The sequence below is a fragment of the Streptomyces sp. NPDC050988 genome, assembly GCF_044456225.1.
Taxonomy (GTDB): Bacteria; Actinomycetota; Actinomycetes; order Streptomycetales; family Streptomycetaceae; genus Streptomyces.
In genome coordinates, this window is the sequence record NZ_JBITFQ010000013.1 from 30,846 (window position 1) to 56,313 (window position 25,468).

The 25,468-nt window shown below is 71.0% G+C and carries 22 protein-coding genes and 1 pseudogene; 15 read left to right on the forward strand and 8 right to left on the reverse strand.

Annotated features, from left to right (window positions below):
• Nucleotide 1 precedes the first annotated feature (1 nt).
• The 5 genes from ACIBEI_RS26470 to ACIBEI_RS26490 form a co-directional block, all read right to left on the reverse strand.
• Complete coding sequence (locus tag ACIBEI_RS26470; protein WP_398892734.1) at nucleotides 2–1,267, reverse strand: cytochrome P450; 1,266 nt, start codon at nucleotides 1,265–1,267, stop codon at nucleotides 2–4.
• Nucleotides 1,264–1,965 carry a GTP-binding protein gene (locus ACIBEI_RS26475; RefSeq protein WP_398892905.1) on the reverse strand — a complete coding sequence of 234 codons (702 nt, stop codon included), beginning with the start codon at nucleotides 1,963–1,965 and terminating at the stop codon, nucleotides 1,264–1,266. The genes ACIBEI_RS26470 and ACIBEI_RS26475 overlap by 4 nt, the downstream gene beginning before the upstream one ends.
• Before the next feature lie 88 nt (nucleotides 1,966–2,053).
• Entirely contained in the window at nucleotides 2,054–2,410 is a 357-nt protein-coding gene (locus ACIBEI_RS26480) for a DUF742 domain-containing protein (RefSeq protein WP_143639742.1), read from the reverse strand.
• Nucleotides 2,407–2,796, reverse strand: coding sequence for a roadblock/LC7 domain-containing protein (locus ACIBEI_RS26485; protein ID WP_234048755.1), 390 nt, complete (start codon nucleotides 2,794–2,796; stop codon nucleotides 2,407–2,409). The genes ACIBEI_RS26480 and ACIBEI_RS26485 overlap by 4 nt, the downstream gene beginning before the upstream one ends.
• A gap of 131 nt (nucleotides 2,797–2,927) precedes the next feature.
• Nucleotides 2,928–5,201: an ATP-binding protein gene (locus ACIBEI_RS26490; RefSeq protein ID WP_398892735.1), complete on the reverse strand. Its 2,274-nt coding sequence runs from the start codon at nucleotides 5,199–5,201 to the stop codon at nucleotides 2,928–2,930.
• 280 nt (nucleotides 5,202–5,481) lie between these two features.
• On the opposite strand from ACIBEI_RS26490, the gene ACIBEI_RS26495 reads away from it, so the two are divergent.
• A complete protein-coding gene (locus ACIBEI_RS26495; RefSeq protein WP_398892736.1) occupies nucleotides 5,482–8,559 on the forward strand; it encodes an FAD-binding and (Fe-S)-binding domain-containing protein in 3,078 nt (1,025 codons plus the stop codon).
• Nucleotides 8,560–8,628: 69 nt separating this feature from the next.
• On the opposite strand, the gene ACIBEI_RS26500 is transcribed toward ACIBEI_RS26495, so the two are convergent.
• Nucleotides 8,629–9,936, reverse strand: coding sequence for a CynX/NimT family MFS transporter (locus ACIBEI_RS26500; protein ID WP_398892737.1), 1,308 nt, complete (start codon nucleotides 9,934–9,936; stop codon nucleotides 8,629–8,631).
• A 138-nt stretch (nucleotides 9,937–10,074) separates the two neighbouring features.
• Between ACIBEI_RS26500 and ACIBEI_RS26505 the strand changes: the two genes are divergently transcribed.
• The 5 genes from ACIBEI_RS26505 (at nucleotide 10,075) to ACIBEI_RS26525 (ending at nucleotide 12,838) form a co-directional block, all read left to right on the forward strand.
• Entirely contained in the window at nucleotides 10,075–10,557 is a 483-nt protein-coding gene (locus ACIBEI_RS26505; protein WP_398892738.1) for an Lrp/AsnC family transcriptional regulator, read from the forward strand.
• Nucleotides 10,558–10,896: 339 nt separating this feature from the next.
• A complete protein-coding gene (locus ACIBEI_RS26510) occupies nucleotides 10,897–11,826 on the forward strand; it encodes an EamA family transporter (protein ID WP_398892906.1) in 930 nt (309 codons plus the stop codon).
• A gap of 84 nt (nucleotides 11,827–11,910) precedes the next feature.
• Nucleotides 11,911–12,222 carry a hypothetical protein gene (locus tag ACIBEI_RS26515; RefSeq protein ID WP_398892739.1) on the forward strand — a complete coding sequence of 104 codons (312 nt, stop codon included), beginning with the start codon at nucleotides 11,911–11,913 and terminating at the stop codon, nucleotides 12,220–12,222.
• Nucleotides 12,219–12,581 carry a DUF6247 family protein gene (locus tag ACIBEI_RS26520; protein WP_398892740.1) on the forward strand — a complete coding sequence of 121 codons (363 nt, stop codon included), beginning with the start codon at nucleotides 12,219–12,221 and terminating at the stop codon, nucleotides 12,579–12,581. The genes ACIBEI_RS26515 and ACIBEI_RS26520 overlap by 4 nt, the downstream gene beginning before the upstream one ends.
• Nucleotides 12,578–12,838, forward strand: a complete 261-nt coding sequence (locus ACIBEI_RS26525) for a hypothetical protein (protein WP_398892741.1) — start codon at nucleotides 12,578–12,580, stop codon at nucleotides 12,836–12,838. Before ACIBEI_RS26520 ends, ACIBEI_RS26525 begins: the two co-directional genes overlap by 4 nt.
• A gap of 510 nt (nucleotides 12,839–13,348) precedes the next feature.
• Here the strand turns inward: ACIBEI_RS26525 and ACIBEI_RS26530 are convergent.
• Nucleotides 13,349–13,783 (reverse strand): annotated as a pseudogene (locus ACIBEI_RS26530) (transposase family protein); the annotation flags it as partial.
• Nucleotides 13,784–13,859: 76 nt separating this feature from the next.
• Here ACIBEI_RS26530 and ACIBEI_RS26535 point away from each other — a divergent pair.
• Nucleotides 13,860–14,363, forward strand: a complete 504-nt coding sequence (locus ACIBEI_RS26535) for a hypothetical protein (protein ID WP_398892742.1) — start codon at nucleotides 13,860–13,862, stop codon at nucleotides 14,361–14,363.
• A 174-nt stretch (nucleotides 14,364–14,537) separates the two neighbouring features.
• Here ACIBEI_RS26535 and ACIBEI_RS26540 read toward each other — a convergent pair whose 3' ends face one another.
• Complete coding sequence (locus tag ACIBEI_RS26540; protein WP_398892743.1) at nucleotides 14,538–14,747, reverse strand: hypothetical protein; 210 nt, start codon at nucleotides 14,745–14,747, stop codon at nucleotides 14,538–14,540.
• A 333-nt stretch (nucleotides 14,748–15,080) separates the two neighbouring features.
• Here ACIBEI_RS26540 and ACIBEI_RS26545 point away from each other — a divergent pair, with 333 nt between their 5' ends.
• The 8 genes from ACIBEI_RS26545 (at nucleotide 15,081) to ACIBEI_RS26580 (ending at nucleotide 25,447) form a co-directional block, all read left to right on the forward strand.
• Nucleotides 15,081–15,899 (forward strand): TIGR03084 family metal-binding protein, encoded by an 819-nt coding sequence (locus ACIBEI_RS26545; RefSeq protein WP_398892744.1) that lies wholly within the window; start codon nucleotides 15,081–15,083, stop codon nucleotides 15,897–15,899.
• Entirely contained in the window at nucleotides 15,896–17,650 is a 1,755-nt protein-coding gene (locus ACIBEI_RS26550; RefSeq protein ID WP_398892745.1) for an acyclic terpene utilization AtuA family protein, read from the forward strand. Before ACIBEI_RS26545 ends, ACIBEI_RS26550 begins: the two co-directional genes overlap by 4 nt.
• A complete protein-coding gene (locus tag ACIBEI_RS26555; protein WP_398892746.1) occupies nucleotides 17,647–19,245 on the forward strand; it encodes an acyl-CoA carboxylase subunit beta in 1,599 nt (532 codons plus the stop codon). Before ACIBEI_RS26550 ends, ACIBEI_RS26555 begins: the two co-directional genes overlap by 4 nt.
• 8 nt (nucleotides 19,246–19,253) lie before the next feature.
• Nucleotides 19,254–21,125 (forward strand): acetyl/propionyl/methylcrotonyl-CoA carboxylase subunit alpha, encoded by a 1,872-nt coding sequence (locus ACIBEI_RS26560; protein ID WP_398892747.1) that lies wholly within the window; start codon nucleotides 19,254–19,256, stop codon nucleotides 21,123–21,125.
• A gap of 149 nt (nucleotides 21,126–21,274) precedes the next feature.
• Entirely contained in the window at nucleotides 21,275–22,435 is a 1,161-nt protein-coding gene (locus ACIBEI_RS26565; protein ID WP_398892748.1) for an acyl-CoA dehydrogenase family protein, read from the forward strand.
• A 62-nt stretch (nucleotides 22,436–22,497) separates the two neighbouring features.
• A complete protein-coding gene (locus ACIBEI_RS26570) occupies nucleotides 22,498–24,090 on the forward strand; it encodes a 4-coumarate--CoA ligase family protein (RefSeq protein WP_398892907.1) in 1,593 nt (530 codons plus the stop codon).
• Nucleotides 24,087–24,821: an enoyl-CoA hydratase family protein gene (locus tag ACIBEI_RS26575; protein WP_398892749.1), complete on the forward strand. Its 735-nt coding sequence runs from the start codon at nucleotides 24,087–24,089 to the stop codon at nucleotides 24,819–24,821. The genes ACIBEI_RS26570 and ACIBEI_RS26575 overlap by 4 nt, the downstream gene beginning before the upstream one ends.
• Complete coding sequence (locus tag ACIBEI_RS26580) at nucleotides 24,809–25,447, forward strand: TetR/AcrR family transcriptional regulator (RefSeq protein ID WP_398892750.1); 639 nt, start codon at nucleotides 24,809–24,811, stop codon at nucleotides 25,445–25,447. Before ACIBEI_RS26575 ends, ACIBEI_RS26580 begins: the two co-directional genes overlap by 13 nt.
• Nucleotides 25,448–25,468 lie beyond the last annotated feature (21 nt).

Consider the following 25,468-nt stretch of genomic DNA (forward strand, 5'->3'; position numbering starts at 1 on the left):
CTCATGCAGGTGGGTCCCCGAGGGGCGGCGCAGGGGTGAAGCGCACGGGGAGGTTCGTCAGGCCCCGTAGCCACGGCGAGGGCCGACGCGTCAACGAGTTGGCGGGTACGGCCAGGTCGATGTCCGGGAGGCGGTCCAGGACGACCTCGATGGCTGTGCGGGCTATGACCTCCGCTATCTCCTGGGCCGGGAACGGGCAGCGGTGTTCGCCGTGGCCGAAGGAGAAGTGGGCGCTGTTGCCGCCGGTGAGGGCGGAGCTGTGGGTGCGGACCTGCGGGTCGTGGTTGGCCGCCTGGAGGCCGAGGAGGAGGAGATCACCGGCGCGTACGGCCCGGCCGCCGAGCCGCGTGTCGCGGGCGGCCCAGCGCCCGGCCACGTTCTGGGTGGGCGTGTCCTCCCACAGCACCTCGTTCATCGCCTCGGCGACACTGCGCCGCCCGCCGAAGAGCGAGGCCGCGAACCGCTCGTCCGTGAGCATCAGCCGCAGCGAGTTGCCGATCCAGTCGGCGGTCGGCTGGTGCCCCGCGGCCATCATGACCATCAGGTCCTGGGTGATCTCCTCGTGCGTGAATCCGCCCGCGGCCCCTCCACCATGGCTGCCACCACGGCCTCCTGCGTGGCCCCTTGCGAGCATTCGGCTGACCACGTCGTCCGCGGGCCGCGCCGCCCGGTCCGCCACCAGGTGGGCCATCGCGGCGGCCAGGTGCAACTGCCCGGCGATGGCGCTCTCTTGGCCGTCGACCATGTCGTTCAGGGCGGCGACGAGCCCGGGGCCCTGTTCGTCGGCGAAGCCGTAGAGGGTGGCCAGGACACGTACGGGGAGCAGGGACGCGTAGTCCGCGATCAGGTCCGTCGCGCCTTTGGCGCACACCGCGTCGATCAGTTCGTCGGCGAACCGCTCGGCGAGCGTACGCAGTTCGAAGGCGTCGACGGCTTCGAGCGCGTCGCTGACCATCGCCGCGTGCTTGCGATGGCGTTCACCGACGGTGTAGAGGATGGACGGCTGGCCGCGGCCGATCACCGGCAGCAGCGGCCAGTCGTCGGGGACCCGGTCCCACTGGTTCCAGAGGCCGGAGTCACGGCTGAACAGCGCCGGATCCCCGGTGACCTGGTGCAGCTCGCGGTAGCCGAGCACGAGCCAGGCCGGGATGTCCCCGTCGAGCAGCACCGACGCCACGGCACCGTGCTCGCGCCTCAACTCCCGGTACAGATCGGCGGGTTCGGCCAGGAACCGGGGCCCGTTGAGGCGCACGGGGGCGGGGTTCACCGGGTCAACTCCGGCGCGGGGGCGGTGACCGCGGGGGTGATAACCGCGGGTGCGGTGACCTGGTCCTGCGGCGTACTGGCGGCGGAGCCCTCGGCCGCGTACGGACTCCTTGCGGCCCGCACTCTCTCGATGACCTGCGGGTCCTCGGCGAGGTACAGGCTCTTGATGTGTTCGATGAGGGTGATCAGGACACGCTTGCCGGAGTCACGGGAGCGTGCGTCGCAGTCGAGGAGCGGGATGTGCGGGGCGAGGTCGAGGGCGTCGCGTACCTGGTCGGGTGTGTGGGCGGGGCCGCCGAAGTCGTTGCGGGCGACGATGAACGGTGTACCGAGGCGTTCGAGCCGGTCGATGGCGTACCAGGAGTCGTCGATGCGGCGGGTGTCGACGAGGACGACCGCGCCGAGCGCGCCGGTGAAGAGCCGGTCCCAGAGGTACCAGAAGCGCTCCTGGCCGGGCGCGCCGAAGAGGTAGAGCACGGTGCGCGCGCTGAGCGTGATGCGGCCGAAGTCGAAGGCGACGGTCGTCCGGGACTTGCCGGGCACCGCGCTGACGTCGTCGACCGTCCCGCCGGCCCCCGTGATCGTCTCCTCGGTGCTGAGGGGGCGGATCTCGCTCACCGAGTGGATCATCGTCGTCTTGCCGACGCCGAAACCGCCCACGACCACGATCTTCAGCCCGTTGTCGGCGGACGCCTCCAGGGGCGTCCGAGCCTCCGGCGCCTGGTCTTCGGGCGTACGCGCGTCGGACGTACCGGTGCCCGGAGTTCGGACGACGGCGGCGGTCGGTTCAGAGGTTGCGGAGTCCAACGAGCACCTGCTCCAGGATGTCGGGATCGGGGCGGCCGGCGATTGCGGCCCTGCGCGGGTGGCGGGCGCTGACGCGGCCCTCGGCGAGGAGGTCGGAGAGCAGGATCTTCGTGATGCTGACCGGCAGCCGCAGTTCCGCGGCGACCTCCGCGACGGCGGTGGGCCGTTCGGCGAGGCGCAGGATCGCCGCGTGCTCCGACTGCATGCCGGGGACCGCGTCGCACTCGGCGACGACCAGGGTCACCAGGTCGAACGGGGTTCCGGGCGTGGACCGGCTGCGTCCTTGCGTGACGGTGTAGAGCCGGTCGGGGGCGTCGTCCCTGCCCGGCCGGCTCATGACGTACGTGGCTGCGCGCTCAGTGACGTACGTGGCTGCGAACTCAGGTGTTCGCCGAGCTGTTCCACGAGTTCGGCCATGTTGTGCCCGACGAGCCCCGGGTCCGCCTCCTCGGCCGTGACCAGGGCCAGATGCGCGCCCTCGCCCGCCTCCACAATGAACAGGACCCCGCCGTAGAACTCGGCCATCGCCGACCGTACGCCCCCGGTGCCGTCCCCGAACTCCATGGACGCCCCGTGGGACAGCGACTGGATACCGGCGGCGATGGCGGCGAGCTGGTCGGCCTGGTCGACGGAGAGTTCCGGCGTACGGCACAGCTTCAGGCCGTCCCGCGAGAGCACGAGCGCGTGCCGGGCGCCGGGGGTGCGCGCCAGCATGCCCTGCATGAGCCAGGTCAGCTTCTCCTCGGTGGAGGCGGAGGTGGAGGCGGCGACGGAGGAGTGGGCGGTGGGGGAGGCGGACGCCGATACGGCGACGGCGGCCGTTGCCGTGCTGCCGGTGGGGCCGGTGGGGCCGGTCATGAAGTGGGGTCGCTTTCCGGGTGGGAGGTGGCAGGGCTCGTACGGGCTTGTACGGGCTCCTCCGCCGACGTCCCTCGGACGGCTTGGCGGAAACTGGTGAAGCGGGCGGCGCGGGTCATCACGTCGTCGGGCGTGGAGCCGGGGGCCTCCGGGGAGTTGGGGGAGTAAGGAGTGCCGGAGCCGTCGGATCTGTTGGATCCGTCGGGGTTTTCGAGCGCGGTGGGCGGCCGGTTGCGCGAGCGCTGGGCCTCCACTTCGGCCTCCGCCTCGGCGAGGGTGCGGCCCCGGCGGCGCTTGGGGAGGCTGACGAGGGGGTCGGCGACCACGGGCTGGAGCGGGGAGCCGTGGGCCGGCACGGGCTCCGGGTCCAGGTCGGAGCGGGCGTGCGCGGCGGCGTACGACTCCTGGGGGCGGGGCCAGGGCTGGGGCTGGGGCCAGGACTGCGACGCGGGGTCGGACGCCTCGGGCTCGCGGGCGTGACGGGCGGCGTGAGTGGCGTGAGTGGCGTGAGTGTCGTTGGCGCCTTGGGTCTCATGGGTCTCATGGGTCCCATGAGCCTCAGGGGCGTCATACGTGGCCGGAATCGCGACCCAGGCCACGGCCGGGCCCGGTGCCGAGGCCGGGGTCGCGGTCGGTATGTGGGGCGTGGGCGGTACGTGGCTCAGGGGCGGTGCCGGGGGAGAGGCGAAGGCCGTGGCCGGTGTTGCAGCCGATGCCGTACCTCTACCCCTACCTGCACCCGTACCCGTACCCGTACCGGTATCTGCATCGGCGGCCGAAGCCGAGGTCGAGGCCGGGTCGGGGGGCAGCGGCTGATCCGAAGCGGGAGTGGAGGCCGGCGCGGAACCCGAAGCGGAAGCCGAAGCCGGCTCCGGGGCAGGCGACGAGGCCGAACCCCAAGCCGACGTCGGTACAGCCTCGGGAGCCGAGCCATTCGTCGAAGTCGGCACCGAAGTCGGCACTGAAGTCGGCCTCGAAGTCGGCACTGAAGTCGGCCTCGAAGTCGGCACCGAAGCCGACGTCGAGGCCGAAGCAGGCACCGAAGCCGACGTCGAAGCGGAAGCCGTGGCCGAGGCCGGCGTGGAATCAGGCGTCCAAGCCGACGCCGAAGCCGAAGCAGGCCTCCAAGTCGGAGCCTGCGTCGATGTCGGCGTAGGAGCAGGCGTAGGCGTCGCCGTCGAGCCCGGGCTCGCGAGGATGTCCTGAGGTATGAGCATCAGGACGCCCGTGCCGCCGCGTGCGGAGGGGCGGAAGGAGACCTTCAGGCCGTACTTGCGGGAGAGGCGGCCGACGACCGCGAGGCCGAGCCGGGTGCCGCTGAGGCCGCCGAGTTCCGCCTCCTCGCCGGAGACGGCGCGTTCGGCGCGGCGTAGCTGCACCTCGCCCATCACCAGCCCGCTGTCCTCCACGGAGACGATGACTCCGGCCGGAACCTCCTCTACGTAGACATGCACTTCGGCCGTCGGAGGCGAGAAGTTCGCGGCGTTGTCGAGGATTTCGGCGAGCGCGTGCATCACGCCCTCGGCGGCGTGCCCGGCCACGGCGGCCTCGCTCGACGAGTGCACACGTACACGCTGGTAGCCGCTGATACGGCCCATCGCGCCGCGCAGGATCGACTCCATGACGATGGGCCGCGCCCAGCGGCGGCCCGAGCGCGCGCCCGCGAGGACGGCCACGGAGTCGGCGAGGCGGCCGGCCTGGGCGGTGCGGTGGTCGAGGTGGAGGAGGTCGGTGAGGACGTCCTCGTCGGCGTGCCGCTCCTCCATGGCGCGCAGGTCGGCGAGCATGCTCGTGGCCAGGGCCTGCAGTCGGCCGGCGGTGTTGGCGGCCGCCGAGATGGCGGCGGCGCGTTCGGTTCTCGCCTGCCGCAGTTCGTCGGCCACGCGCGCGTGCTCGGCGCCGAGGCGGACGCGCTCCCGGTCGAGTTCGGCGGCCAGGCGGACCTTCTGGTGGGTGTTCTGCTCGGCGAGGCGGGCGCGTTCCCGGGTGTGGTCGTCGGTCAGACGCGCGCGTTCGCGCGCGGACTCCTCGGTGAGGCGGGCGTGCTCCTGGAGCAGGCGGCCGGCCTCCTGGGACACCGCTTCGAGGCGGCGGACGAGTAATCGCGACGTCGCCATGGCGCGGCTCGCCAGGGCGACCGCCAGGCACAGCAGGACGACGGCCGCGCTGCCGCCCCAGGCGACGGGCACGCGCACCGAGGCGGGGGCCAGGGCGACCGCGGCGCCGACGGCGAGCGCCGCCGGTACGGCGGCCAGGAGCGGGGCGAGCACGACGGCACGCAGGCGAGGTCGCTCGCCTCCGAGGTGCGCTGGGGACGGCCGATCTGGGGTGGGGCGCGCTTGCGGAGTGGGCGCGGTCATCAATCGTGTCCTCGGTCGTGTCCTGGGCGGGATGCGACACCTGGTGCTCAACTGGCGGTCACTATATGGGAGTTCGTGATCGGACCGGGCAGGATTCGTGCCCGCTTTCACAAGTCGTCCCCAATCCGGGGGCCGAGCCTCCTTCGCTCGCCGGGGGTCACTGTCAGTGACGGGGTGCATTCTTGGAGGCATGACGGAAATGGATCTCGGGGAGCTGCGGTCGGAGCTGCGGAAAGCCGTGCGCGGAGAGGTCGCCTTCGACGCGACGGCGAGGGCGCTGACCACCATGGACGCGTCGAACTACCGGCGCGTGCCGCTCGGCGTGGTCGCCCCCAGAGACGCCGACGACGTGGCGGCGGCGCTGTCCGTCTGCTCCCGTCTCCGCGTCCCGGTCGTCGCGCGCGGTGGTGGTACGTCGATCGCGGGACAGGCGACCGGCACAGGTGTGGTCCTGGACTTCACCCGTCACATGAACCGGATCGTGTCCCTGGACGCGCAGGCGCGCACGGCCGTGGTCCAGCCGGGGGTCGTCCTGGACCGCCTCCAGGAGGCTGCAGCGCCGCACGGCCTGCGCTTCGGGCCCGACCCGTCGACCCACGGCCGGTGCACGCTCGGCGGGATGATCGGCAACAACTCGTGCGGGTCGCACTCGGTGGCCTGGGGCACGACGGCCGACAGCGTGCGCGAGCTGTCCGTGGTCACGGCGAGGGGCCAGTTCCTGTCCCCGGGCAGGTCCTGGTCGGGCGCTCCGGAGGGGCTGCGGGCCCTGGTGGAGGGCGAGTTGGGGCGGCTGCGCACCGGCTTCCCGGACCTGCCCCGCCGGATCTCGGGGTACGCGCTGGACGCGCTGCTCCCCGAGAAGGGCGCCGACGTCGCCCGCTCCTTCTGCGGCTCCGAGGGCACCCTGGGCGTGCTGACGGAGGCGGTCGTCGCGCTGGTCGAGGCCCCACGCGCGCGTGCGCTGGCCGTGCTGGCGTACGCGGACGAGAGCGCGGCCGCCGAGGCCGCGGCGGGCCTGCTGCCGTACGGGCCGCTGACAGTGGAGGGCATGGCGGCCGATCTCGTACGGGCGGACGCGGGACTGCCCAGGGGCGGCGCCTGGCTGTTCGTGGAGACGGGCGGCGGGACGGCGGCGGAGGCACGCGCGCGTGCGGACGCGATCGTGCGCGCGGCCGACGTCGTCGACTCCCTCGTGGTCACCGATCCGGCCGGTCAGCGGGCCCTGTGGCGGGTCCGCGAGGACGCGAGCGGCACGGCGACCCGGATGCCGGACGGCACCGAGGCCTGGCCCGGCTGGGAGGACTGCGCGGTACCCCCGGCCCGACTCGGCCCGTACCTGCGGGACTTCAGGCGGCTGCTGACCTCCCACGGCCTGCGCGGCACGCCGTACGGGCACTTCGGGGACGGCTGCATCCACGTACGCATCGACTTCGACCTGCTCACCCGCGAGGGCATCGGCCGCTTCCGCCGCTTCTCGGAGGAGCTGGCGGAACTGGTCGTCGCCCACGGCGGTTCGCTCTCCGGAGAGCACGGCGACGGACAGGCCCGGGCCGAACTGCTCCCGAAGATGTACGGGGAGGAGATGGTCGCCCTCTTCGAGCGGGCCAAGGCGGTGTGGGACCCGGACGACCTGCTCAACCCGGGAATGCTGGTCAGGCCCGCCGCCCTGGACGAGAACCTGAGATTCGCCGTGCTCCCGCGCGAGCCGGTGGACGTGGCCTTCGGCTATCCGCACGACGGCGGGGACTTCTCGGCGGCGGTCCGCAGATGCGTGGGCGTCGCCAAGTGCCGCACGGAGACGGCCGGTCCGGGCTCCGGCGTCATGTGCCCCTCCTTCCGCGCGACCGGCGAGGAGGAGCACTCCACGCGCGGACGGGCCCGGCTGCTGCACGAGATGCTCGCGGGCGAGATCGTCACCGACGGCTGGGCGTCCACGGAGGTCCGGGACGCGCTGGACCTGTGCCTGTCCTGCAAGGGCTGCCGCTCCGACTGCCCGGTCGGCGTCGACATGGCCACGTACAAGGCGGAGTTCCTGCACCACCACTACGAGGGCCGACGTCGCCCGGCGGCCCACTACGCGATGGGGTGGCTGCCGGCGTGGCTTCGGGTGGTGGACCGTACGCGTACGGCACGGCTCGTCAACGCCCTCACCTCCGTACCCCCGTTGGCGGCACTCGCCAAGCGGCTGGGCGGGATCGCGCCCGAGCGGAGGATTCCGCGGTTGGCGGGGGAGACGTTCACCCGGTGGTGGGGCCGCAGGGCCAGGGCGCAGGCGCGCCGAGAAACGCGCGCGGGCGTCGAGTCCGTCGAGTACGAAGAGCACCCGGACGGCCGCCTGCCCAAGATGGTCCTCCTGTGGCCGGACACCTTCACGGAGTACCTGTCGCCGTCCGTGGGAAAGGCGGCGGTACGGGTCCTGGAGGCGGCGGGGATGAGAGTGCTGCCGTGGCCGCCGGGGGAGAGTCGGCTTCTGCGGGTGCCGCCTGTGGGCCGGTGGCTTCGGCTGGTACCGGACGTCGGCAGGTGGATCAGGCGGAAGCCGACCGTGGGACCGGGGCCGCTACCGGACCGGGCGCCGGGCGACGGCGGAGTGCCGACGGCCCCGAACCCGCCGCGGGCCCTCCCGCGCTCGGCTCCCCGCGGCCGGGTCTGTTGCGGCCTGACCTACGTCTCTACGGGCCAACTGGACCGCGCCCGCAAGGTGATGCGCCGCACCCTCGACCTGCTCTACCCGCTCGGGGACCCGACCTTCCCCGGGGAGGGCCCGCCCATCGTCGTCCTCGAACCGAGCTGCGCCGCCGCCCTGCGTACGGACCTGCCCGAGCTGCTGCCCGACGATCCGCGCGCCCATCGCGTGGCGTCGGCGGTCGTCACCTTCGCGGAGGCGCTGGAGCACCACGCCGACCCGCACTGGATCCCGCCCCGCCTGGACCGCCCGGTCGTCGGCCAGACCCACTGCCACCAGCACGCGATCCTCGGCGACGCCCCGGACCGCCGCCTGCGCACGGCAGCGGGCCTGACCGGCGAACTCTCCGGCGGCTGCTGCGGCCTGGCGGGCAACTTCGGCTTCGAGAAGGGGCATTACGAAGTGTCGGTGGCCTGCGCGGAGGAACAACTGCTGCCGGCGGTCCGGGCGGCTGGAGAGGAACCGTTGGTCCTTGCGGACGGCTTCTCGTGCCGCACCCAACTGGAACAGCTCGAACAGCTCGGAGGCCGGAAGGGCAGACACCTGGCCGAGGTGCTCGCGGAGGGCTTGGCGGAGGGCTAGGGCTTGGCGGAGAGGCCGGACGGCTCCGAGCCCAGGGCTCCCGAGACACAAGCGTGCGGCGCGACGCCGTCAGCGGTCCCGTGGGGGCTTGGAGGGGTGTGCGGATGTGGTGAGGGCGGTCGCCGAGTCCCCCACCGGGGCCGTGGCCTTCTCCAGGGCGATAGCCACCGCCGGGGCCGTGACCCGGGGACTGAGGCGGAGGCTGAGGGCGATGCCAACGGCCGCGCAGGCGCAAGTGATCCACCAGGTGGAGTGCCAGCCGCCGGTGCGGGTGGCCAGCCACGCGGCGAGGGCGGGACCGATGAAACTGCCGGTGTTGAAGAGCTGCTGCACCAGGCCCATGGCGGCGGGGGCGGAACCGCCCGTCGGCGTCAGTTCACCGATCATGCGCAGGAGGGTGGCCGGTATCGCGCCGCCGGTCAGCGAGAAGGCCACGACGCACAGGAACTGCCAGGTGGTGCCCGCGCGGAGGGTCTGCCAGTCGACGGCGAAGGCCGACAGGGAGGTGGTGGCCATGAGGGCGAAGGCGGGGACGAGGAGGGCGCGGGCGGGCAGGCCGCGTTTCATCAGTGCCGCGGTGGTGATCGAGCCGATGGCGTTCGCCGCTCCGACCACGGCGCTCAGGATGCCCGGCCAGCTGCCCGTCATCCCGCCGTCGCGGTAGATGGTGGGCAGGAACCCGACCACGGCCATCCACGGAAGGGTGTAGCAGGCGAAGACGAGGCCGACCGTCCAGGGGGCGGGGGCCCGGACGGTGCGGCCGATGCGGGTGAGGGCGGCCGCCGCACCACGGGCACCGCCCGCGTCGTCGCGGGGCACGCGGGCCAGCACCCAGGGCAGCGGGGCAAGCGCGAGCACGGCCATGGCCCACCACCACACCCGCCACGGCACCACTTGCAGGACCAGCGCGCCGGTGATGAGACCGGCGAAGGTGGAGATGCCCTGATAGGCGCCCCAGAAGCCCATGGCCGTGGTGAAGCGGCCAGGCGGCGTGCCGTGGCGGATCAGCCCCGGGCCCGTCACCACCACCAGGATGAAACCGGCGCCCTCGACCGCCCGGGAGGCCAGCAGCGAGCCTGCCGACCAGGCGAGGCCGCCGCCTGCCGACCCGAGGAACAGCAGCACCAACCCCCCGCTCAGACAGCGGCGTTCGCCGATCAGCTCGGCCAGGAGCGAGATGGCCAGTCCGCCGAGCATCCCGGCCAGCTGGACGATGCCCAGCAGGGTCCCGGCCTGGACCAGGGTCAGCGACAGGTCGTGCCGCAGGAACGGGAGCGCGGGCGGCAGTTTCCACACCTGCAGTCCGGCGGCGACCCCGGCGGACACGATGACGATCCAGGAGCTGCCGGTGCCGCTGGGGCGCGTCTTCAAGGCCATGGCAGCGGTCCTTAGTCAGGGCGGGGGCGCGGAACGCCTCTCCACCTTGACCACAGACCGGGTCATCAGCGCAATACAAACCCAATCTGGTGCGACAGATGCTCAACAGAATGGATTCCAAGTGCCAAAATGCACAACATGACACCGACGAACCCCTTGATGGATCCCTTGGACGCCCGGATCGTCCTGGCCCTGGACGAGGACCCGGACGCCACGATCCTCGCCCTGGCCCAGACCCTGGGCGTGGCCCGGAACACCGTTCACGCCCGGCTGCGGAGGATGGCCGCCGAGGACGCGCTCAAGCCCTTCAGTCGGCGCGTCGACCCGGCCGCCCTCGGGTACGGCCTGGTGGCGTTCATGTCGCTCACGATGAGCCAGGCCGAGCCCGAGAGCGTCCACGAGGGACTGCTCGCCCTCCCCGAGGTCATCGAGGTCCACTACACGACCGGCGACGCCGACCTCCTCGCGCACGTCGTCGCCAAGGACACGACCGACCTCCACCGCATCACGAAGGCGATCCTCGCCATCGAAGGAGTCGACAGGACCAGCACCGCCATCTCCCTGTCGGAGGCCATCCCCTACAGGCCCCGATCCCTCCTGCGCCGCTTGGCCGACGGATGAGGCGAGCCTTGGCGCCAACTCCGCGAGGTGGCGCGCCTGGCACGCGACGGGCCCCTTCAGGGGCGCGGGGAACTGCGCGACCAGCCACAACGAACCCGCAGCCAGCCACCCCACATTCCACCGCAGCGTAAGCTGCAAAACTGTTGTACAGCCCTGACCAAGTCCATTACCCTGGACCGTCAAGTCCACCAAGATGCACTGCAACGTGCAACATGCAACGAACAACAACCCTCGACCCGAACTTCCCTGGACGGCCCCGTGAACATCCCCAGCGCTGACCGGTCCCCGTCGGTCACCGACCCCACGGCCGCCGTCGCCGGCCCGGCCCCCGTGTCCGACCTGGGAGCCGCCCCAGGGCCCAGCCCGGCGGACGGCCCGGCGGGCAGCCCGCGAGGGATCCGGGCCCTGGGCCCGGTGGGACTCGTGCTCGCCGGAGGCATCTCCGTCCAGTTCGGCGGCGCCCTGGCCGTGACGCTGATGCCGCGCACCGGAGCGCTCGGCGTCGTGACGCTCCGCCTCGTCGTCGCCGCGATCGTGATGCTCGTGGTCTGCCGCCCCAAACTGCGGGGGCACTCGCGTACCGACTGGGGAACCGTCGTCGTCTTCGGCATCACGATGGCCGCGATGAACGGCCTCTTCTACCAGTCGGTCGCCCGCATCCCGCTCGGCCCCGCCGTCACACTGGAAGTGCTCGGCCCCCTCGTGCTCTCGGTGGTGGCTTCCCGCCGCGCCCTCAACTTCGTCTGGGCCGGCCTCGCCCTCGGCGGCGTCTTCCTCCTGGGCGGCGGAGGCTTCGACAGCCTCGACCCGGTCGGCGTCGCGTTCGCCCTGTCGGCCGGCGCCATGTGGGCCGCGTACATCGTCTTCAGCGCCCGTACGGGCCGGCGCTTCCCGCAGGCCGACGGGCTGGCGCTCGCCATGGCGGTCGCGGCCGTATTGTTCCTGCCCCTGGGCCTCGTCGAATCCGGCACGAAGCTGCTGGACCCGACCACGATCGCCCTGGGCTCCGCCGTAGCCGTCCTCTCCTCCGTACTCCCGTACACCCTCGAACTCCTCGCCCTGCGCCGCCTGCCCGCCTCCACCTTCGCCGTCCTCATGAGCCTCGAACCGGCCATCGCCTCGATCGCCGGCTTCCTGGTCCTGAGCCAGACGCTCTCCATGACGGAGGCCCTGGCGATCACACTCGTCATCGCGGCGAGCATGGGGGCGGTACGGACACAGGTGGGCCGGGGCAGGGCCAAGGGGCTGGACGCCGGGGCGGCGTCTTGACCGGTGGTCGGACGTGACCGAAGGAAGCCGACAGAAAACGCAAATCGTTTCGCAAATAATAGTGTGAGGGTTACAGTCGGGTTCGTGCCCAGGACCCCCAACACCCCGCATCCCCGCAGCACACCGCACCTCGCACCGGACGCCATGACCCCGGACGAGAAGGCGGCCATCGACAGTATCCGCACGGCGCGCGCAGCATTCGACGCCGCGTCCGGCCGCCTTGGGGAGGCCATCAGCAATGCCCTGACCACCTCCACCCGGCGTGGGTGGCCGGTCCGGGTGGCCGAAGCATCCGGATACACCTCTTCGCGCATCCGCCAGATGCAAGAGGGCCGGCTGCGAGAGGTCGAGAGCGGGACACCTGGTACCGATACGGCGAAGGGAACGGCAGCGTGAGCGCACAGCACGTCGAAACAGCAGGTGACGGGCCGCTTATCCCGCGCCCGGAGCGGACGCCCGCCGCCCTCCGCGCGGCCTGCGCTGTCGTAGCCCCGCAGCTTCTGGCCGCCTATGACCAAGCCAAGGACCAGGCACTCGCGGAGGCCGTGGAACACGGCTCCATCAAGCCGGTCCACGCCTACCTCAACCACTGGGCCGCCCTGATCGAGATCGAACGGCATCCGGGGATGGCGAAGGCCTACCACCACGCCGAATACCTCGCCCACGTCGCGACGGCCCCGGACGAAGCGCGCACACACCTGACCACGGCCGGCGGTATTTACCGTGAAGCGGCCAAGGCGGTGCACACCGCGTGACCTGGCACTGGGAATACATCCCGGACGAAGAGACCGTCGCGTCCGGCGCTCCGCCCGCGTTCATCGCCGAGGTGGAGAAGAGAGTGGACGAACTGGTACGGGCAGCTGAAGCGCTCTATCTCCATGGACCTGCCTATCAGGGGGCGGACGAGGGGGCGAAGCACGCGTTCGTGGATGGCGGTTTCTTCGTCTACATGGTCACGCCGCGCACGGAACTCGTCACCATCTGGCAGATCACCCCGGACCCTTTCTGTTGAGAGGGTCATCGCCGACTCTCGCCTTTAGTTGAACTCCGATCCAAGGCATGGGGTATGTCGAAGACCGCTTGTTCAAAGCGCTCCGAGATATCTCCGGCATTCGCCCTGAGGTCAGAAGTGGCGTCATCGGCAGAGGTGGTGACGGTATGTCAGATTAGCTACTCGTGGTAATGTCGATGTGTTGGCCCGTTCATTGAGCTATCGCTGGGGCCGGTTCGATTCCGGCAATCACGCTTGCGGTTGGTATGGCAATATGGCACTCCTACGAGTTTTCCAAGGTCATTCGCACGCGCCGTAAGAGCAACGACAAGGGCACAAGCCCTGACTGTACAATTTCAAATCGCAAGGCGGAGGTTGGCATGAAGGTTATCGAGTTCGTTATGTCAGCCGTAAGCGTCATTGCTGGATGGTTCCACGTGGCGACAGCTGAGTGAACGGTCTACTTGCAGAGGGGCATCCCATCGTGGGGTGCCCCTTTCGGCGTTCAGGTTGCCGGGAGCCCGGCGGGCTCAGCACGGCACGCCTGCTGTCGGCATCGATGACCACCTGATGCGCCGTGGAATAGCGATAGTTCTTGGACTGCTCGGCCACCGTGTGGTCGCGGGTGGGCACCAGGGTGCCGTCGACAATGAGCACGGTGTCCTTGTGGAAGTGCTTCCGCTGACGGAATGCAATCATCGGACCGATGTGGTCGATGATCCGGTCTGCGGCCGACTTGGAAACCCCGAACGGCGGGGCAAGCTGGCGCATCGTCAAGTTCGTGCGCCAGTACGCCGTGACCAGCAGGACACGGTCCTCCAGCGACAGACTCCAGGGGCGGCCGTGTTGCTGATCCGCAGTCTGCTCGCGTCGCACCACGGCTACCAACTTGGCGAATTAGCGCGAGCTCAGCCCGGTGAAGGGCTCTGTCCAGGACGGCACCGACGCCGTGATCACACCAGCCACAATATGATCGTTTCACTCGCGGAGAAGTAATCATCGCCCCGTACCTTCTCGGCCTGAGCCGGTCCAGAATGCCGCCATGGCCGAAGAAGAGCACAACGAGGCAGATGCGCGCTCGTTCCTGTCATGCGCAACCGAGGTGGCAAGGCTGCTGAACCTCGGGAACATGGCCGGCGTACCAGAGGCCGGCCGCGCGCGGCATCTGGCCCATGCGGCACGCAAGCCACTGCTCGAACGCACCTGTCTGCCCGAAGAGTTCTTCGCTCCGTTGATGGCCGCAGCCGTCTACGACCCGGACCCCAGCTTCTGCCGCTGGTTCGTCGAACCAGCGGTCTACGCATTCGGACGCCGCCGGGTCATGACCGCGCTGCTCGACTATCTACGGACAGGCACGGACGCGGAGCAAGCGGGCGCCAAGCGGGCCTGGTACTGCGCCCATGTGCCGCTCCGCGCGGACCGGTCCCCGGCCTACGCACCCGGCGGAGGTCGCGATCCCGACATGGACGAGTCCCGAGATGTGATGGACGAGTGGGGCGAAACCCTGCAGCGATCAGCCATGTACCCGGGCCGCCCTGAAGCTTGAAGCTGCCCGTTGCCGCGGGCCGTTGCTCGCTCTATGGCAGTTACGGGACAACCCTTAGGCCGCCAAGGGCTTCCGCGGGGTCTTGGGGCGCACGAGACCACACACCCGGGCACTGGGCTCGGCGGCACACGGGGGGCCACGGGCGGTGTTTCCCGTGGCCTCGTGCTGTGTGAGTTACTGATTTTCCCGGCAGGCGATCGCAAGTGGGCTGTTGTCGACCCACCATTGACACACTTTCCAGTGGTTGTCCTTGCCTCCGACGTCATCGAACGTCGCCACCGCTACAACTGGCCCGCTGCAGTTCGGACTCTTGCTGTCATGCATGCTGCACTTCAGCTTGTTGTCCGGCGGTACCAGGTCAATACGTGTAACAACGGCTGCCATGGGGCCACGCTACGCCGTCAGGCGGCGATGGCCCCCCCCCGGAACCGAACCGGAGCCAGAGCGGAGCCCCGGAAAGAGGCGTGGGCGGGCCAGTGGCCAGCGATCCCTCTCGGTGAGTGCTCGATGGCGGCGGTCGTCGCGAACGCGATGAGGGCTTCCGGCGGGACTCCGAGGGCTTCGCCTTCGAGGGGGTTCTCGCAGCTGAGAGCTGCCGGATCGGCACGCTCAGACAACACGCGCGAATTATCCAAGCACGCTTGCTTGTTTCTGTGAGCACTGCCATGCTCCTGGGCACACCGCGCCGCACACCGCCGTGCCCGAGGGGAGCGCATCGTGACCGATCCGACGCCAGTGTTCGACGACCTGCGCGACGAGAGCGAGGAACTCGACCGGCTGGTCGGGGAGTTGAGCGAGGGCGACTGGGCGCTCGCGACCCCGGCGGCGGGCTGGACCGTCGCTCATCAGATCGCGCATCTCGCCTGGACCGACCGGTCGGCGTTGCTCGCGGTGACCGATCTGGAGGCCTTCGGGGCGGAGGTGGAGAAGGCGCTCGCAGACCCCGAGCGGTTCGTCGACGACGGGGCCGAGGAAGGCGCCGGGCTGCCGCCCGCACGGCTGCTCGCCGAGTGGCGCGCGGGGCGTGACGCCCTGTACAAGGCGCTGTGTTCGGCGCCCAGAGGAGTGCGCTTCCCCTGGTACGGGCCGCCCATGTCCGCCGCCTCCATGGCGACGGCCCGGCTCATGGAGACCTGGGCCCACGGGCAGGACATCGCCGACGCGTTGCATGTGATGAGGCCACCCACCGACCGGCTGCGGCATGTGGCGCGCATCGGGGTGCGGGCCCGGGACTTCGCCTTCGGGGTACGGGGACTCACCCCACCCGAGGAGGAGTTCCGCGTCGAACTCACCTCGCCCTCCGGCGACGGTGACGGTGACGGTGACGGCGAGCAGTGGACGTACGGGCCCGAGGACGCCGCCCAGCGTGTCACCGGCCCCGCCCTCGACTTCTGCCTGCTCGTCGTCCGGCGGGCCCACCGCGCCGATCTCGCCGTACGGGCGCAAGGGGCCGACGCCGACCGCTGGCTCAACATCGCGCAGGCCTTCGCGGGTCCGCCGGGTGCGGGACGCCCCCCGAAGGGAGCCACGGAATGACCGACGCAGCCCCCGGCCCCAGCCTCAGCCCCGACCTCCACTCCGTCCCCCACCCCCTCCGCATCGGCAACGCCTCCGGCTTCTACGGCGACCGGTTCGACGCGATGCGCGAGATGCTCACCGGTGGCCCCCTGGACGTCCTGACCGGCGACTACCTCGCCGAACTGACCATGCTCATCCTCGGCCGCGACCGCCTCAAGAACCCGGCCGGCGGCTACGCGCGCACCTTTCTGCGGCAGTTGGAGGAGTGTCTCGGCCTGGCGCACGAGAAGGGCGTACGGATTGTCGCCAACGCCGGTGGGCTCAACCCGGCCGGACTCGCCGACGCCGTACGGGAGTTGGCCCAGCGGCTCGGTGTCCCGGCGCGGGTCGCGCACGTCGAGGGCGACGACCTCACCGCGCGCCACCCGAAAAGCCTTGCCGCGCACGCCTACCTGGGCGGCGAAGGCATCGCCACCTGCCTCCGCGAGGGCGCGGGCATCGTCGTCACCGGCCGTGTCACCGACGCCGCCCTGGTCACGGGACCGGCCGCCGCCCACTTCGGGTGGGCGCCGGACGCGTACGACCGGCTCGCGGGTGCCGTCGTCGCCGGGCACGTCCTGGAGTGCGGCACGCAGGCCACCGGCGGCAACTACGCCTTCTTCGCCGAACACGACCCGGAGCGCCTGCACCACCCGGGCTTCCCCGTCGCCGAGATCCACGAGGACGGCACGAGCGTCATCACCAAGCACGACGGCACCGGCGGCGTCGTCGACCTCGGCACGGTCACCGCCCAGCTCCTGTACGAGACGTCCGGCGCCCGGTACGCGGGCCCCGACGTCACCGCGCGCCTCGACACGGTCCGGCTCACCCGGGAGGGCCCGGACCGGGTACGGATCGACGGTGTGCGCGGTGAGGCTCCGCCGCCCACGCTCAAGGTCGGGCTCAACCGCCTCGGCGGTTTCCGCAACGAGGTCGTCTTCGTCCTGACCGGGCTCGACATCGAGAAGAAGGCCGCGCTCGTACGGGCCCAGCTGGAGACCGCGCTCATGGCGGCCAAGTCCCGCCCGGCCGACGTCCGTTGGGACCTCGCCCGAACCGACCACCCCGACGCCCCCACCGAGGAGACTGCCAGCGCCCTCCTCCGGCTCGTCGTGCGCGACCCCGACCAGGACACGGTGGGCCGGACCCTCAGCGGAGCCGCCGTCGAGCTGGCCCTCGGCAGCTACCCCGGATTCCATGTGATGGCGCCACCTGGAAAGGGCGCGCCCTATGGGGTCTTCGAGGATGTGTACGTCCCCCATGGGGAGGTGGACCATGTGGCCGTCCTCCATGACGGGCGCCGAGTCCGTGTGATGCCGGCCTACGACACCCGCGTACTGGAGCCGCTGGTGGAACCCCCGCTGCCGGAGCCACTGCCCGAACCCCCAACCCTGGGGACGACCCGCCGCGCCCCCCTCGGCCTCGTCGCCGGAGCCCGCAGCGGCGACAAAGGCGGCAACGCGAACGTCGGCGTCTGGGCCCGCTCGGACGACGCCTGGCGATGGCTCGCGCACACCCTCACCACCGACCGGTTCCGTGAACTCCTCCCGGAGACGGCCGACTTGACCGTCGTACGGCACGTCCTGCCGAACCTGCGCGCCCTCAACTTCGTAGTGGAGGGCGTGCTCGGCGAGGGCGTCGCCGCCCAGCACCGTTTCGATCCGCAGGCCAAGGCGCTCGGCGAATGGCTGCGCTCCCGCCACCTCGACATCCCGGAGGTACTGCTGTGACGGTCCTGGCGTCCGCGCTGGACACCGGCTCCCCGGACTACGCCGCCCACCGCGAGGCCATGCTCACCAAGCTCGCCGAGCTTGAAGCCGAGCACGCGAAGGCCCTCGCGGGCGGCGGCGAGAAGTACGTCGCCCGGCATCGCAAGCGCGGCAAACTGCTGGCCCGTGAGCGCATCGAGCTGCTCCTCGACCCCGACACGCCCTTCCTGGAGCTGTCGCCGCTCGCTGCCTGGGGGAGCGACTACGCGGTCGGGGCTTCCCTCGTCACCGGCATCGGTGTCGTCGAAGGCGTCGAGTGCCTGATCACGGCGAACGACCCGACCGTGCGCGGCGGCGCCAGCAACCCGTGGAGCCTGAAGAAGGCGCTCAGGGCGAACGACATCGCGCTAGCCAACCGCCTGCCCTGCATCAGCCTCGTCGAGTCCGGTGGCGCAGACCTGCCGTCCCAGAAGGAAATCTTCATCCCCGGGGGCGCCATCTTCCGCGACCTCACCCGGCTTTCGGCGGCCGGTATCCCGACCGTCGCCGTCGTCTTCGGGAACTCCACCGCCGGCGGCGCGTACATCCCGGGCATGTCCGACCACGTGATCATGGTCAAGGAGCGGGCGAAGGTCTTCCTCGGCGGTCCGCCGCTGGTCAAGATGGCCACCGGCGAGGAGAGCGACGACGAGTCGCTGGGCGGCGCCGAGATGCACGCGCGCGTGTCGGGCCTCGCCGACCACTTCGCCGTCGACGAGCAGGACGCCCTCAGGCAGGCGCGCCGCGTCGTCGCCCGCCTCAACCACCGCAAGGCGTACGGCGATCCGGGCCCGGCCGCCCCGCCCAAGTACGACGAGGACGAGCTGCTGGGCATCGTGCCCGGGGATCTGCGCACGCCCTTCGACCCCCGCGAGGTCGTCGCGCGTCTCGTCGACGCCTCCGACTTCGACGAGTTCAAGCCGCTGTACGGGAGAAGCCTGGTCACCGGCTGGGCGACGCTCCACGGCTATCCCATCGGGGTGCTGGCGAACGCCCAAGGAGTCCTCTTCAGCGAGGAGTCCCAGAAGGCGGCCCAGTTCATCCAGTTGGCCAACCAGCGCGACATCCCGCTCCTCTTCCTGCACAACACCACTGGCTACATGGTCGGCAAGGAGTACGAGCAGGGCGGCATCATCAAGCACGGCGCGATGATGATCAACGCGGTGAGCAACAGCCGCGTGCCCCATCTCTCCGTGCTCATGGGCGCCTCCTACGGAGCGGGCCACTACGGCATGTGCGGCCGGGCCTACGACCCCCGCTTCCTCTTCGCCTGGCCCAGCGCCAAGTCCGCCGTCATGGGCCCCCAGCAGCTCGCGGGCGTCCTGTCGATCGTCGCCCGGCAGTCCGCCACCGCGAATGGGCAGCCGTACGACGAGGACGCCGACGCCGCCCTGCGCGCCATGGTCGAGCAGCAGATCGAGTCCGAGTCCCTGCCGATGTTCCTGTCCGGGCGGCTGTACGACGACGGGGTCATCGACCCCCGCGACACCCGCACCGTCCTCGGCCTGTGCCTGTCCGCGATCCACACGGCTCCCTACGAGGGCGCACGCGGCGGCTTCGGCGTCTTCCGGATGTGAGAGGTCCCATGATTTCGAGTGTGCTGGTCGCCAACCGGGGCGAGATCGCCTGCCGAGTCTTCCGAACCTGCCATGAGTTGGACATCCGAACTGTCGCCGTCTACTCGGACGCCGACGAGAACGCCCTCCACGCGCGCGTGGCCGACGCCGCGGTGCGCCTGCCGGGATCGACACCCTCCGAGACGTATCTGCGCGGCGAGCTGATTGTGAAGGCCGCGCTGACGGCGGGCGCGGACGCCGTGCACCCCGGGTACGGCTTCCTGTCCGAGAACGCCGACTTCGCCCGGGCCGTCCTCGACGCGGGCCTGGTCTGGATCGGCCCGCCGCCCGAGGCGATCGAGGCGATGGCCTCCAAGACCCGCGCCAAGGAGCTGATGGCGGCCGCCGGGGTGCCGTTGCTCGCTCCCCTGGACCCGGACGCGGTGACCGAGGCCGATCTGCCGGTCCTGGTGAAGGCGGCGTCGGGCGGCGGCGGCCGCGGCATGCGAATCGTCCGCGAACTGGCCGACCTGGAAGGCGAGTTGAAGGCAGCCTCGACCGAGGCCCAGAGCGCCTTCGGGGACGGCACGGTCTTCGTCGAGCCGTACGTCGAGCACGGACGCCATGTCGAGGTGCAGATCGTCGCCGACACCCACGGCACCGTGTGGGCGTACGGCACCCGCGACTGCTCCCTCCAGCGCCGCCACCAGAAGGTGATCGAGGAGGCCCCCGCGCCGGCCCTCGCCCCCGGCGTCGAGGAGCGCCTGCACTCCGCGGCGACGGCCGCCGCCCGCACGATCACCTACGCGGGCGCGGGCACCGTCGAGTTCCTGGTCTCCGGGGACGACGTCCACTTCCTGGAGATGAACACCCGCCTCCAGGTCGAACACCCGGTGACAGAGGCCGTGTTCGGCATCGACCTGGTCGCTCTGCAGCTGAGCGTCGCCGAGGGAGCACGCCTGGACGGCGACCCGCCCACGCCCTCGGGCCACGCCGTCGAGGCCCGCCTCTACGCCGAGGACCCCGCCCAGAACTGGGCCCCGCAGACCGGCACCCTGCACCGCCTCTCCGTACCCGGCATCCGCCTGGACACCGGCTACGAGGACGGCGACACGATCGGCGTCCACTACGACGCCATGCTCGCCAAGGCCGTCGCGTACGCCCCCACGCGCGCGGAGGCGATCCGCCGCCTCGCCGGAGCCCTGGAGCGGGCCACGATCCACGGCCCGGTCACCAACCGCGACCTCCTCGTACGCTCCCTGCGCCACGAGGAGTTCACTACGGCCCACATGGACACGGCATTCTACGAACGCCACCTGGCCGACCTCACCACGGCCGCCCCGGACCCGTACGCCCCCTTGGCCGCCGCCCTCGCGGACGCCCACGGCCGCTCCCGTTTCGGCGGCTGGCGCAACCTGCCCTCCCAGCCCCAGACCAAGCGCTACGCCTCGGCGGCCGGAGAGCACGAGGTCCGCTACCACCACACCCGCGAGGGCCTGACGGCCGACGGCGTCCGCGTGCTGAGCGCCGCCGCGGATCTCGTCGTACTCGAAATCGACGGCGTACGACGGAAGTTCGACGTCACCCGCCACGACGACCGCGTCTACGTGAACACCACCGCGCTCACCGCCCTGCCCCGCTTCCCGGACCCCGCCGCCCAACAGGCCCCCGGCTCCCTCCTCGCCCCCATGCCCGGCACGGTCGCCCGAATCGCCGACGGCCTCACCACCGGCTCCGCCGTCCAGGCCGGAGACCCCCTCATCTGGCTGGAGGCAATGAAGATGGAACACAAGATCACCGCCCCGGCAACAGGCACCCTGACGGCCCTGCACGCGACTCCGGGCCAGCAGGTCGAGGTGGGCGCGCTGTTGGCGGTCGTCCAGCAATCGGCTCCCCATTAGACAAGAGGCGCCCTTCTAGAGGCCCCGAGACCGGCCGCTTTTGGAGGCGCCGAGACCGGCCGCTTTTAGGGGCGCGGGGAACTGCGCGACAAGCCACAACGAACCCGCACCCTCCACACAACAGAACCCCCCTCCCCCTGAGGAGCCCCATGACCACCGTCCTAGAAACAGACGAACACAAGGCCCTCCGAGCAGCCGTAGCCGCCCTCGGCACCCGCTACGGCCGCGAATACCTCACCAAGGTCATCGCCGCGGGCGCCCACCCCGACGAACTCTGGTCAGAGGCAGCCAAGCTGGGCTACCTGGGCGTCAACCTCCCCGAGGAATACGGAGGCGGAGGCGGCGGCATCGCCGAACTCTCCATCGTCCTGGAGGAGTTGGGCGCCGCAGGCTGCCCCCTCCTCATGATGGTCGTCTCCCCGGCCATCTGCGGCACAGTGATCGCCCGCTTCGGAACAGCAGACCAAAAGCAAGATTGGCTCCCGGCCCTGGCCGACGGAACCCGCACCATGGCGTTCGGCATCACCGAACCCGACGCCGGCTCCAACAGCCACCGCATCACCACGACGGCCCGCCGGGACGGAACCGACTGGATCCTCACGGGCCGCAAGGTCTTCATCTCCGGCGTGGACATCGCGGACGCCACCCTCATCGTCGGCCGCGCCGAGGACGCCCGTACGGGCAAACTCAAGCCCTGCCTGTTCATCGTCCCGCGCGACGCCCCCGGCTTCGAGCGGCGGCAGATCGACATGGAACTGCACGGCGCGGAGAAGCAGTTCGAGCTGACCCTCGACGACGTACGCCTGCCCGCCGACGCACTCGTCGGAGACGAGGACGCGGGCCTGCTCCAGCTCTTCGCGGGCCTCAACCCCGAGCGCATCATGACCGCCGCCTTCGCGATCGGCATGGGCCGCTACGCCCTCTCCAGGGCCATCACCTACGCCCGCGAACGCACCGTCTGGCGGGACCCGATCGGCGCCCACCAGGCGATCGCGCACCCCCTGGCGCAGGCACACATCGAACTCGAACTCGCCCGCCTGATGATGCAGAAGGCGGCCTTCCTCTACGACTCCGGGGACGACGCCGGCGCCGGAGAGGCCGCCAACATGGCCAAGTACGCGGCCGCCGAAGCCTGTGTGAAAGCGGTCGACCAGTCCGTGCACACCCTCGGCGGCAACGGCCTGACCGGCGAGTTCGGCCTCGCGTCCCTCATCACCGCGTCCCGCGTGGCCCGGATCGCGCCCGTCAGCCGGGAGATGATCCTCAACTACGTCTCGCACCAGACCCTGGGCCTGCCGAAGTCCTACTAGCACTATCTCCCCTACAGCTTCCGGCCGAGCCTCCGGTTCGACTCCTGAAAGGGCCCGCCATGGTGTTCCGCAGCGAGTACGAAGACGTCCCCGCCGTCGAAGAACCCATCCACGAGGCGGTGCTGGGCCGTGCCGCCTCCCGGGGCGACACGCCCGCGCTGATCGACGGCGTGGACGGGATGACCCTCACCTACGCCCAACTCGACACGTTCCACCGGCGGATCGCCGCCGAACTCACCGACCTCGGGGTCGGCAAGGGAGACGTGCTGGCGCTGCACAGCCCCAACACCGTCGCCTTCCCGGTGGCGTTTTTCGCCGCCACGCGCGCGGGGGCGTCGGTCACGACCGTGCATCCGCTCGCCACGCCCGAGGAGTTCGCCAAGCAGCTGCGGGACTGCAAGGCCGAGTGGATCGTCACCGTGTCGCCGCTCCTGGACACGGCCCGTACGGCGGCCGAACTCGCGGGCGGCGTACGGGAGATCTTCGTCTGCGACCAGGCACCCGGACACCGTTCGCTGCTCGGCATGCTGGGCTCCACGGCCCCCGAGCCACAGATCGACATCGACCCGGTGGAGGACGTGGCGGCCCTCCCGTACTCCTCCGGGACGACCGGCACCCCCAAGGGCGTGATGCTCACCCACCGGAACATCGCCACCAACCTCGCCCAGCTGTCGCCCACCATGCCGATGGGCCCCGGCGACCGCATCCTCGCGGTCCTGCCGTTCTTCCACATCTACGGGCTCACGGCCCTCATGAACGCGCCCCTCAGGCAGGGCGCCACCGTCGTCGTACTGCCGCGCTTCGACCTGGAGACGTTCCTCGCGGCCATCGAGAAACACCGCATCACCGGCCTGTACGTGGCCCCGCCGATCGTCCTCGCCCTCGCCAAGCACCCGGCCGTCGAGGGCTACGACCTGTCGTCCCTGGAGTACATCATCAGCGCGGCCGCGCCCCTGGACGCCGAACTGGCGGAGGCCTGTTCGCGCAGGCTGGGGGTGCCGCCCGTAGGCCAGGCGTACGGCATGACGGAACTCTCGCCCGGCACGCACGTCGTGCCCCGGGACTCCGCGAACCCGCCTCCCGGAAGCGTCGGAAAACTCATCCCCGGCACCGAGATGCGGATCGTCTCCCTCGACGACCCCGGCAAGGACGTCGGCGTCGACGAGCGCGGCGAGATCGTCATCCGCGGACCGCAGGTCATGAAGGGCTACCTCGGCCGCCCCGAGGCGACCGCCGCCATGATCGACGAGGACGGCTGGCTGCACACCGGGGACGTCGGGCACGTCGACGCGGGCGGCTGGCTGTACGTCGTCGACCGCGTCAAGGAACTCATCAAGTACAAGGGCTTCCAGGTGGCCCCCGCCGAACTGGAGGCCCTCCTGCTCACCCACCCCGGCATCGCCGACGCCGCCGTCATCGGCGTCTACGACAGCGACAACAACGAACGGCCGCACGCGTACGTGGTGCGACAGCCGGCCGCCGACGACCTCACCGAGGACGACGTCATGGCGTACGTCGCCGAGCGCGTCGCCCCGTACAAGAAGATCAGGCAGGTCGTCTTCATCGAAGGCGTGCCCAGGGCGGCCTCCGGCAAGATCCTGCGCCGGGAACTGCGAGAACTGCGGGAGCCACGGGAACTGAAGGAGCGCGCATGACGGTGGTACGGCGGGCGCACGAGCGCGGGATCACCACCCTCGCGCTCGACGCGCCCGAGCGGCGCAACGCCCTCTCCGCCCGGCTGGTGGGCGAGCTGGCGGACGCGCTCACGGAGTGCGGCAAGGACGGTGACGTACGCGCCGTAGTCCTCACCCACACCGGGAACACCTTCAGCGCGGGCGCGGACCTGCGCGACCCGCCCGACCCGGACGTCCTGGTCGCCCTGCTGCGCCAGATCGTCGAACTGCCCAAGCCCGTCGTCGCCCGCGTCACCGGCCATGTGCGGGCGGGCGGCCTCGGACTGCTCGGCGCCTGCGACATCGCGGTCGCCTCCCAGGAGGCCACGTTCGCCTTCACGGAGGTACGCATCGGGGTCGCCCCCGCCGTGATCTCACTGCCCCTGCTGCCACGGCTCGACCCGCGCGCGGTGGCCCGCTACTACCTCACCGGGGAGAGGTTCGACGCGGCCGAGGCGGCCCGGATCGGCCTCGTCACGGCGGCGGGCGAGGACGCCGACGACGTACTCGCGCCCGTGCTCGACGGACTGCGCCGGGCCTCCCCGGACGGACTGGCCGAGACGAAACGGCTGCTCACGGTTAAGGTGCTGGACACCTTCGACCGGGACGCGGCCGACCTCACCGCGCTCTCGGCCCGGTTGTTCTCCTCCCCGCAGGCCCGCGAGGGGATGACGGCCTTCCTCGAACGACGGGATCCTCCATGGGTGCGGTGAACAGTGGCGCCACGACGGGCGGCGTGGTGAACGGCGCGCCGCTCGTCGAGCGCGTACCCAAACAGGACCGCAGCCGGGCCACCCGGCAGCGCCTCCTGGAAGCCGCGGTCGCCTGCCTCGCCGAACACGGCTGGGCGGGCTCCACGGTCTCCGTCGTCGCGGAACGCGCCGGCGTCTCCCGGGGCGCCGCCCAGCACCACTTCCCGACCCGCGAGGACCTCTTCACCGCAGCCGTCGAGTACGTCGCCGAAGAACGCTCCACCGCCCTGCGCGACCTGTTCCCCGAAGGCCCCACGAACCGCCACGCGGTCGTCGCCGCCCTCGTCGACCTCTACACGGGCCCCCTCTTCCGAGCCGCCCTCCACCTCTGGGTGGCCGCCTCCAACGAGGACCAACTACGCCCCCGCGTAACAGAGTTGGAAGCGCGCGTAGGCCGCGAGACCCACCGCATAGCCGTCGAACTCCTCAACGCCGACGAATCCCGCCCCGGCGCCCGCGAAACCGTCCAGGGCTTCCTCGACATGTCCCGAGGCCTCGGCCTCGCCAACCTCCTCACGGACGACGGGGCCCGCCGGGAGGGAGTGGTGCGCCAGTGGGCGAAGATCCTGGACAGGGTATTGGGCTGAGGGCCCTTCTGAGAGGGCCGA

What these genes read in the sequence shown, in the direction of transcription:
- ACIBEI_RS26500 (WP_398892737.1), bottom strand. Translation starts at nt 9,936, where the DNA reads ATGGCCTTGAAGACGCGCCCCAGCGGCACCGGCAGCTCCTGGATCGTC.
- ACIBEI_RS26580 (WP_398892750.1), top strand. Translation starts at nt 24,809, where the DNA reads ATGGGTGCGGTGAACAGTGGCGCCACGACGGGCGGCGTGGTGAACGGC.
- ACIBEI_RS26540 (WP_398892743.1), bottom strand. Translation starts at nt 14,747, where the DNA reads ATGGCAGCCGTTGTTACACGTATTGACCTGGTACCGCCGGACAACAAG.
- ACIBEI_RS26535 (WP_398892742.1), top strand. Translation starts at nt 13,860, where the DNA reads ATGGCCGAAGAAGAGCACAACGAGGCAGATGCGCGCTCGTTCCTGTCA.
- ACIBEI_RS26480 (WP_143639742.1), bottom strand. Translation starts at nt 2,410, where the DNA reads ATGAGCCGGCCGGGCAGGGACGACGCCCCCGACCGGCTCTACACCGTC.
- ACIBEI_RS26495 (WP_398892736.1), top strand. Translation starts at nt 5,482, where the DNA reads ATGACGGAAATGGATCTCGGGGAGCTGCGGTCGGAGCTGCGGAAAGCC.
- ACIBEI_RS26575 (WP_398892749.1), top strand. Translation starts at nt 24,087, where the DNA reads ATGACGGTGGTACGGCGGGCGCACGAGCGCGGGATCACCACCCTCGCG.
- ACIBEI_RS26505 (WP_398892738.1), top strand. Translation starts at nt 10,075, where the DNA reads ATGACACCGACGAACCCCTTGATGGATCCCTTGGACGCCCGGATCGTC.
- ACIBEI_RS26560 (WP_398892747.1), top strand. Translation starts at nt 19,254, where the DNA reads ATGATTTCGAGTGTGCTGGTCGCCAACCGGGGCGAGATCGCCTGCCGA.
- ACIBEI_RS26565 (WP_398892748.1), top strand. Translation starts at nt 21,275, where the DNA reads ATGACCACCGTCCTAGAAACAGACGAACACAAGGCCCTCCGAGCAGCC.
- ACIBEI_RS26550 (WP_398892745.1), top strand. Translation starts at nt 15,896, where the DNA reads ATGACCGACGCAGCCCCCGGCCCCAGCCTCAGCCCCGACCTCCACTCC.
- ACIBEI_RS26485 (WP_234048755.1), bottom strand. Translation starts at nt 2,796, where the DNA reads ATGCAGGGCATGCTGGCGCGCACCCCCGGCGCCCGGCACGCGCTCGTG.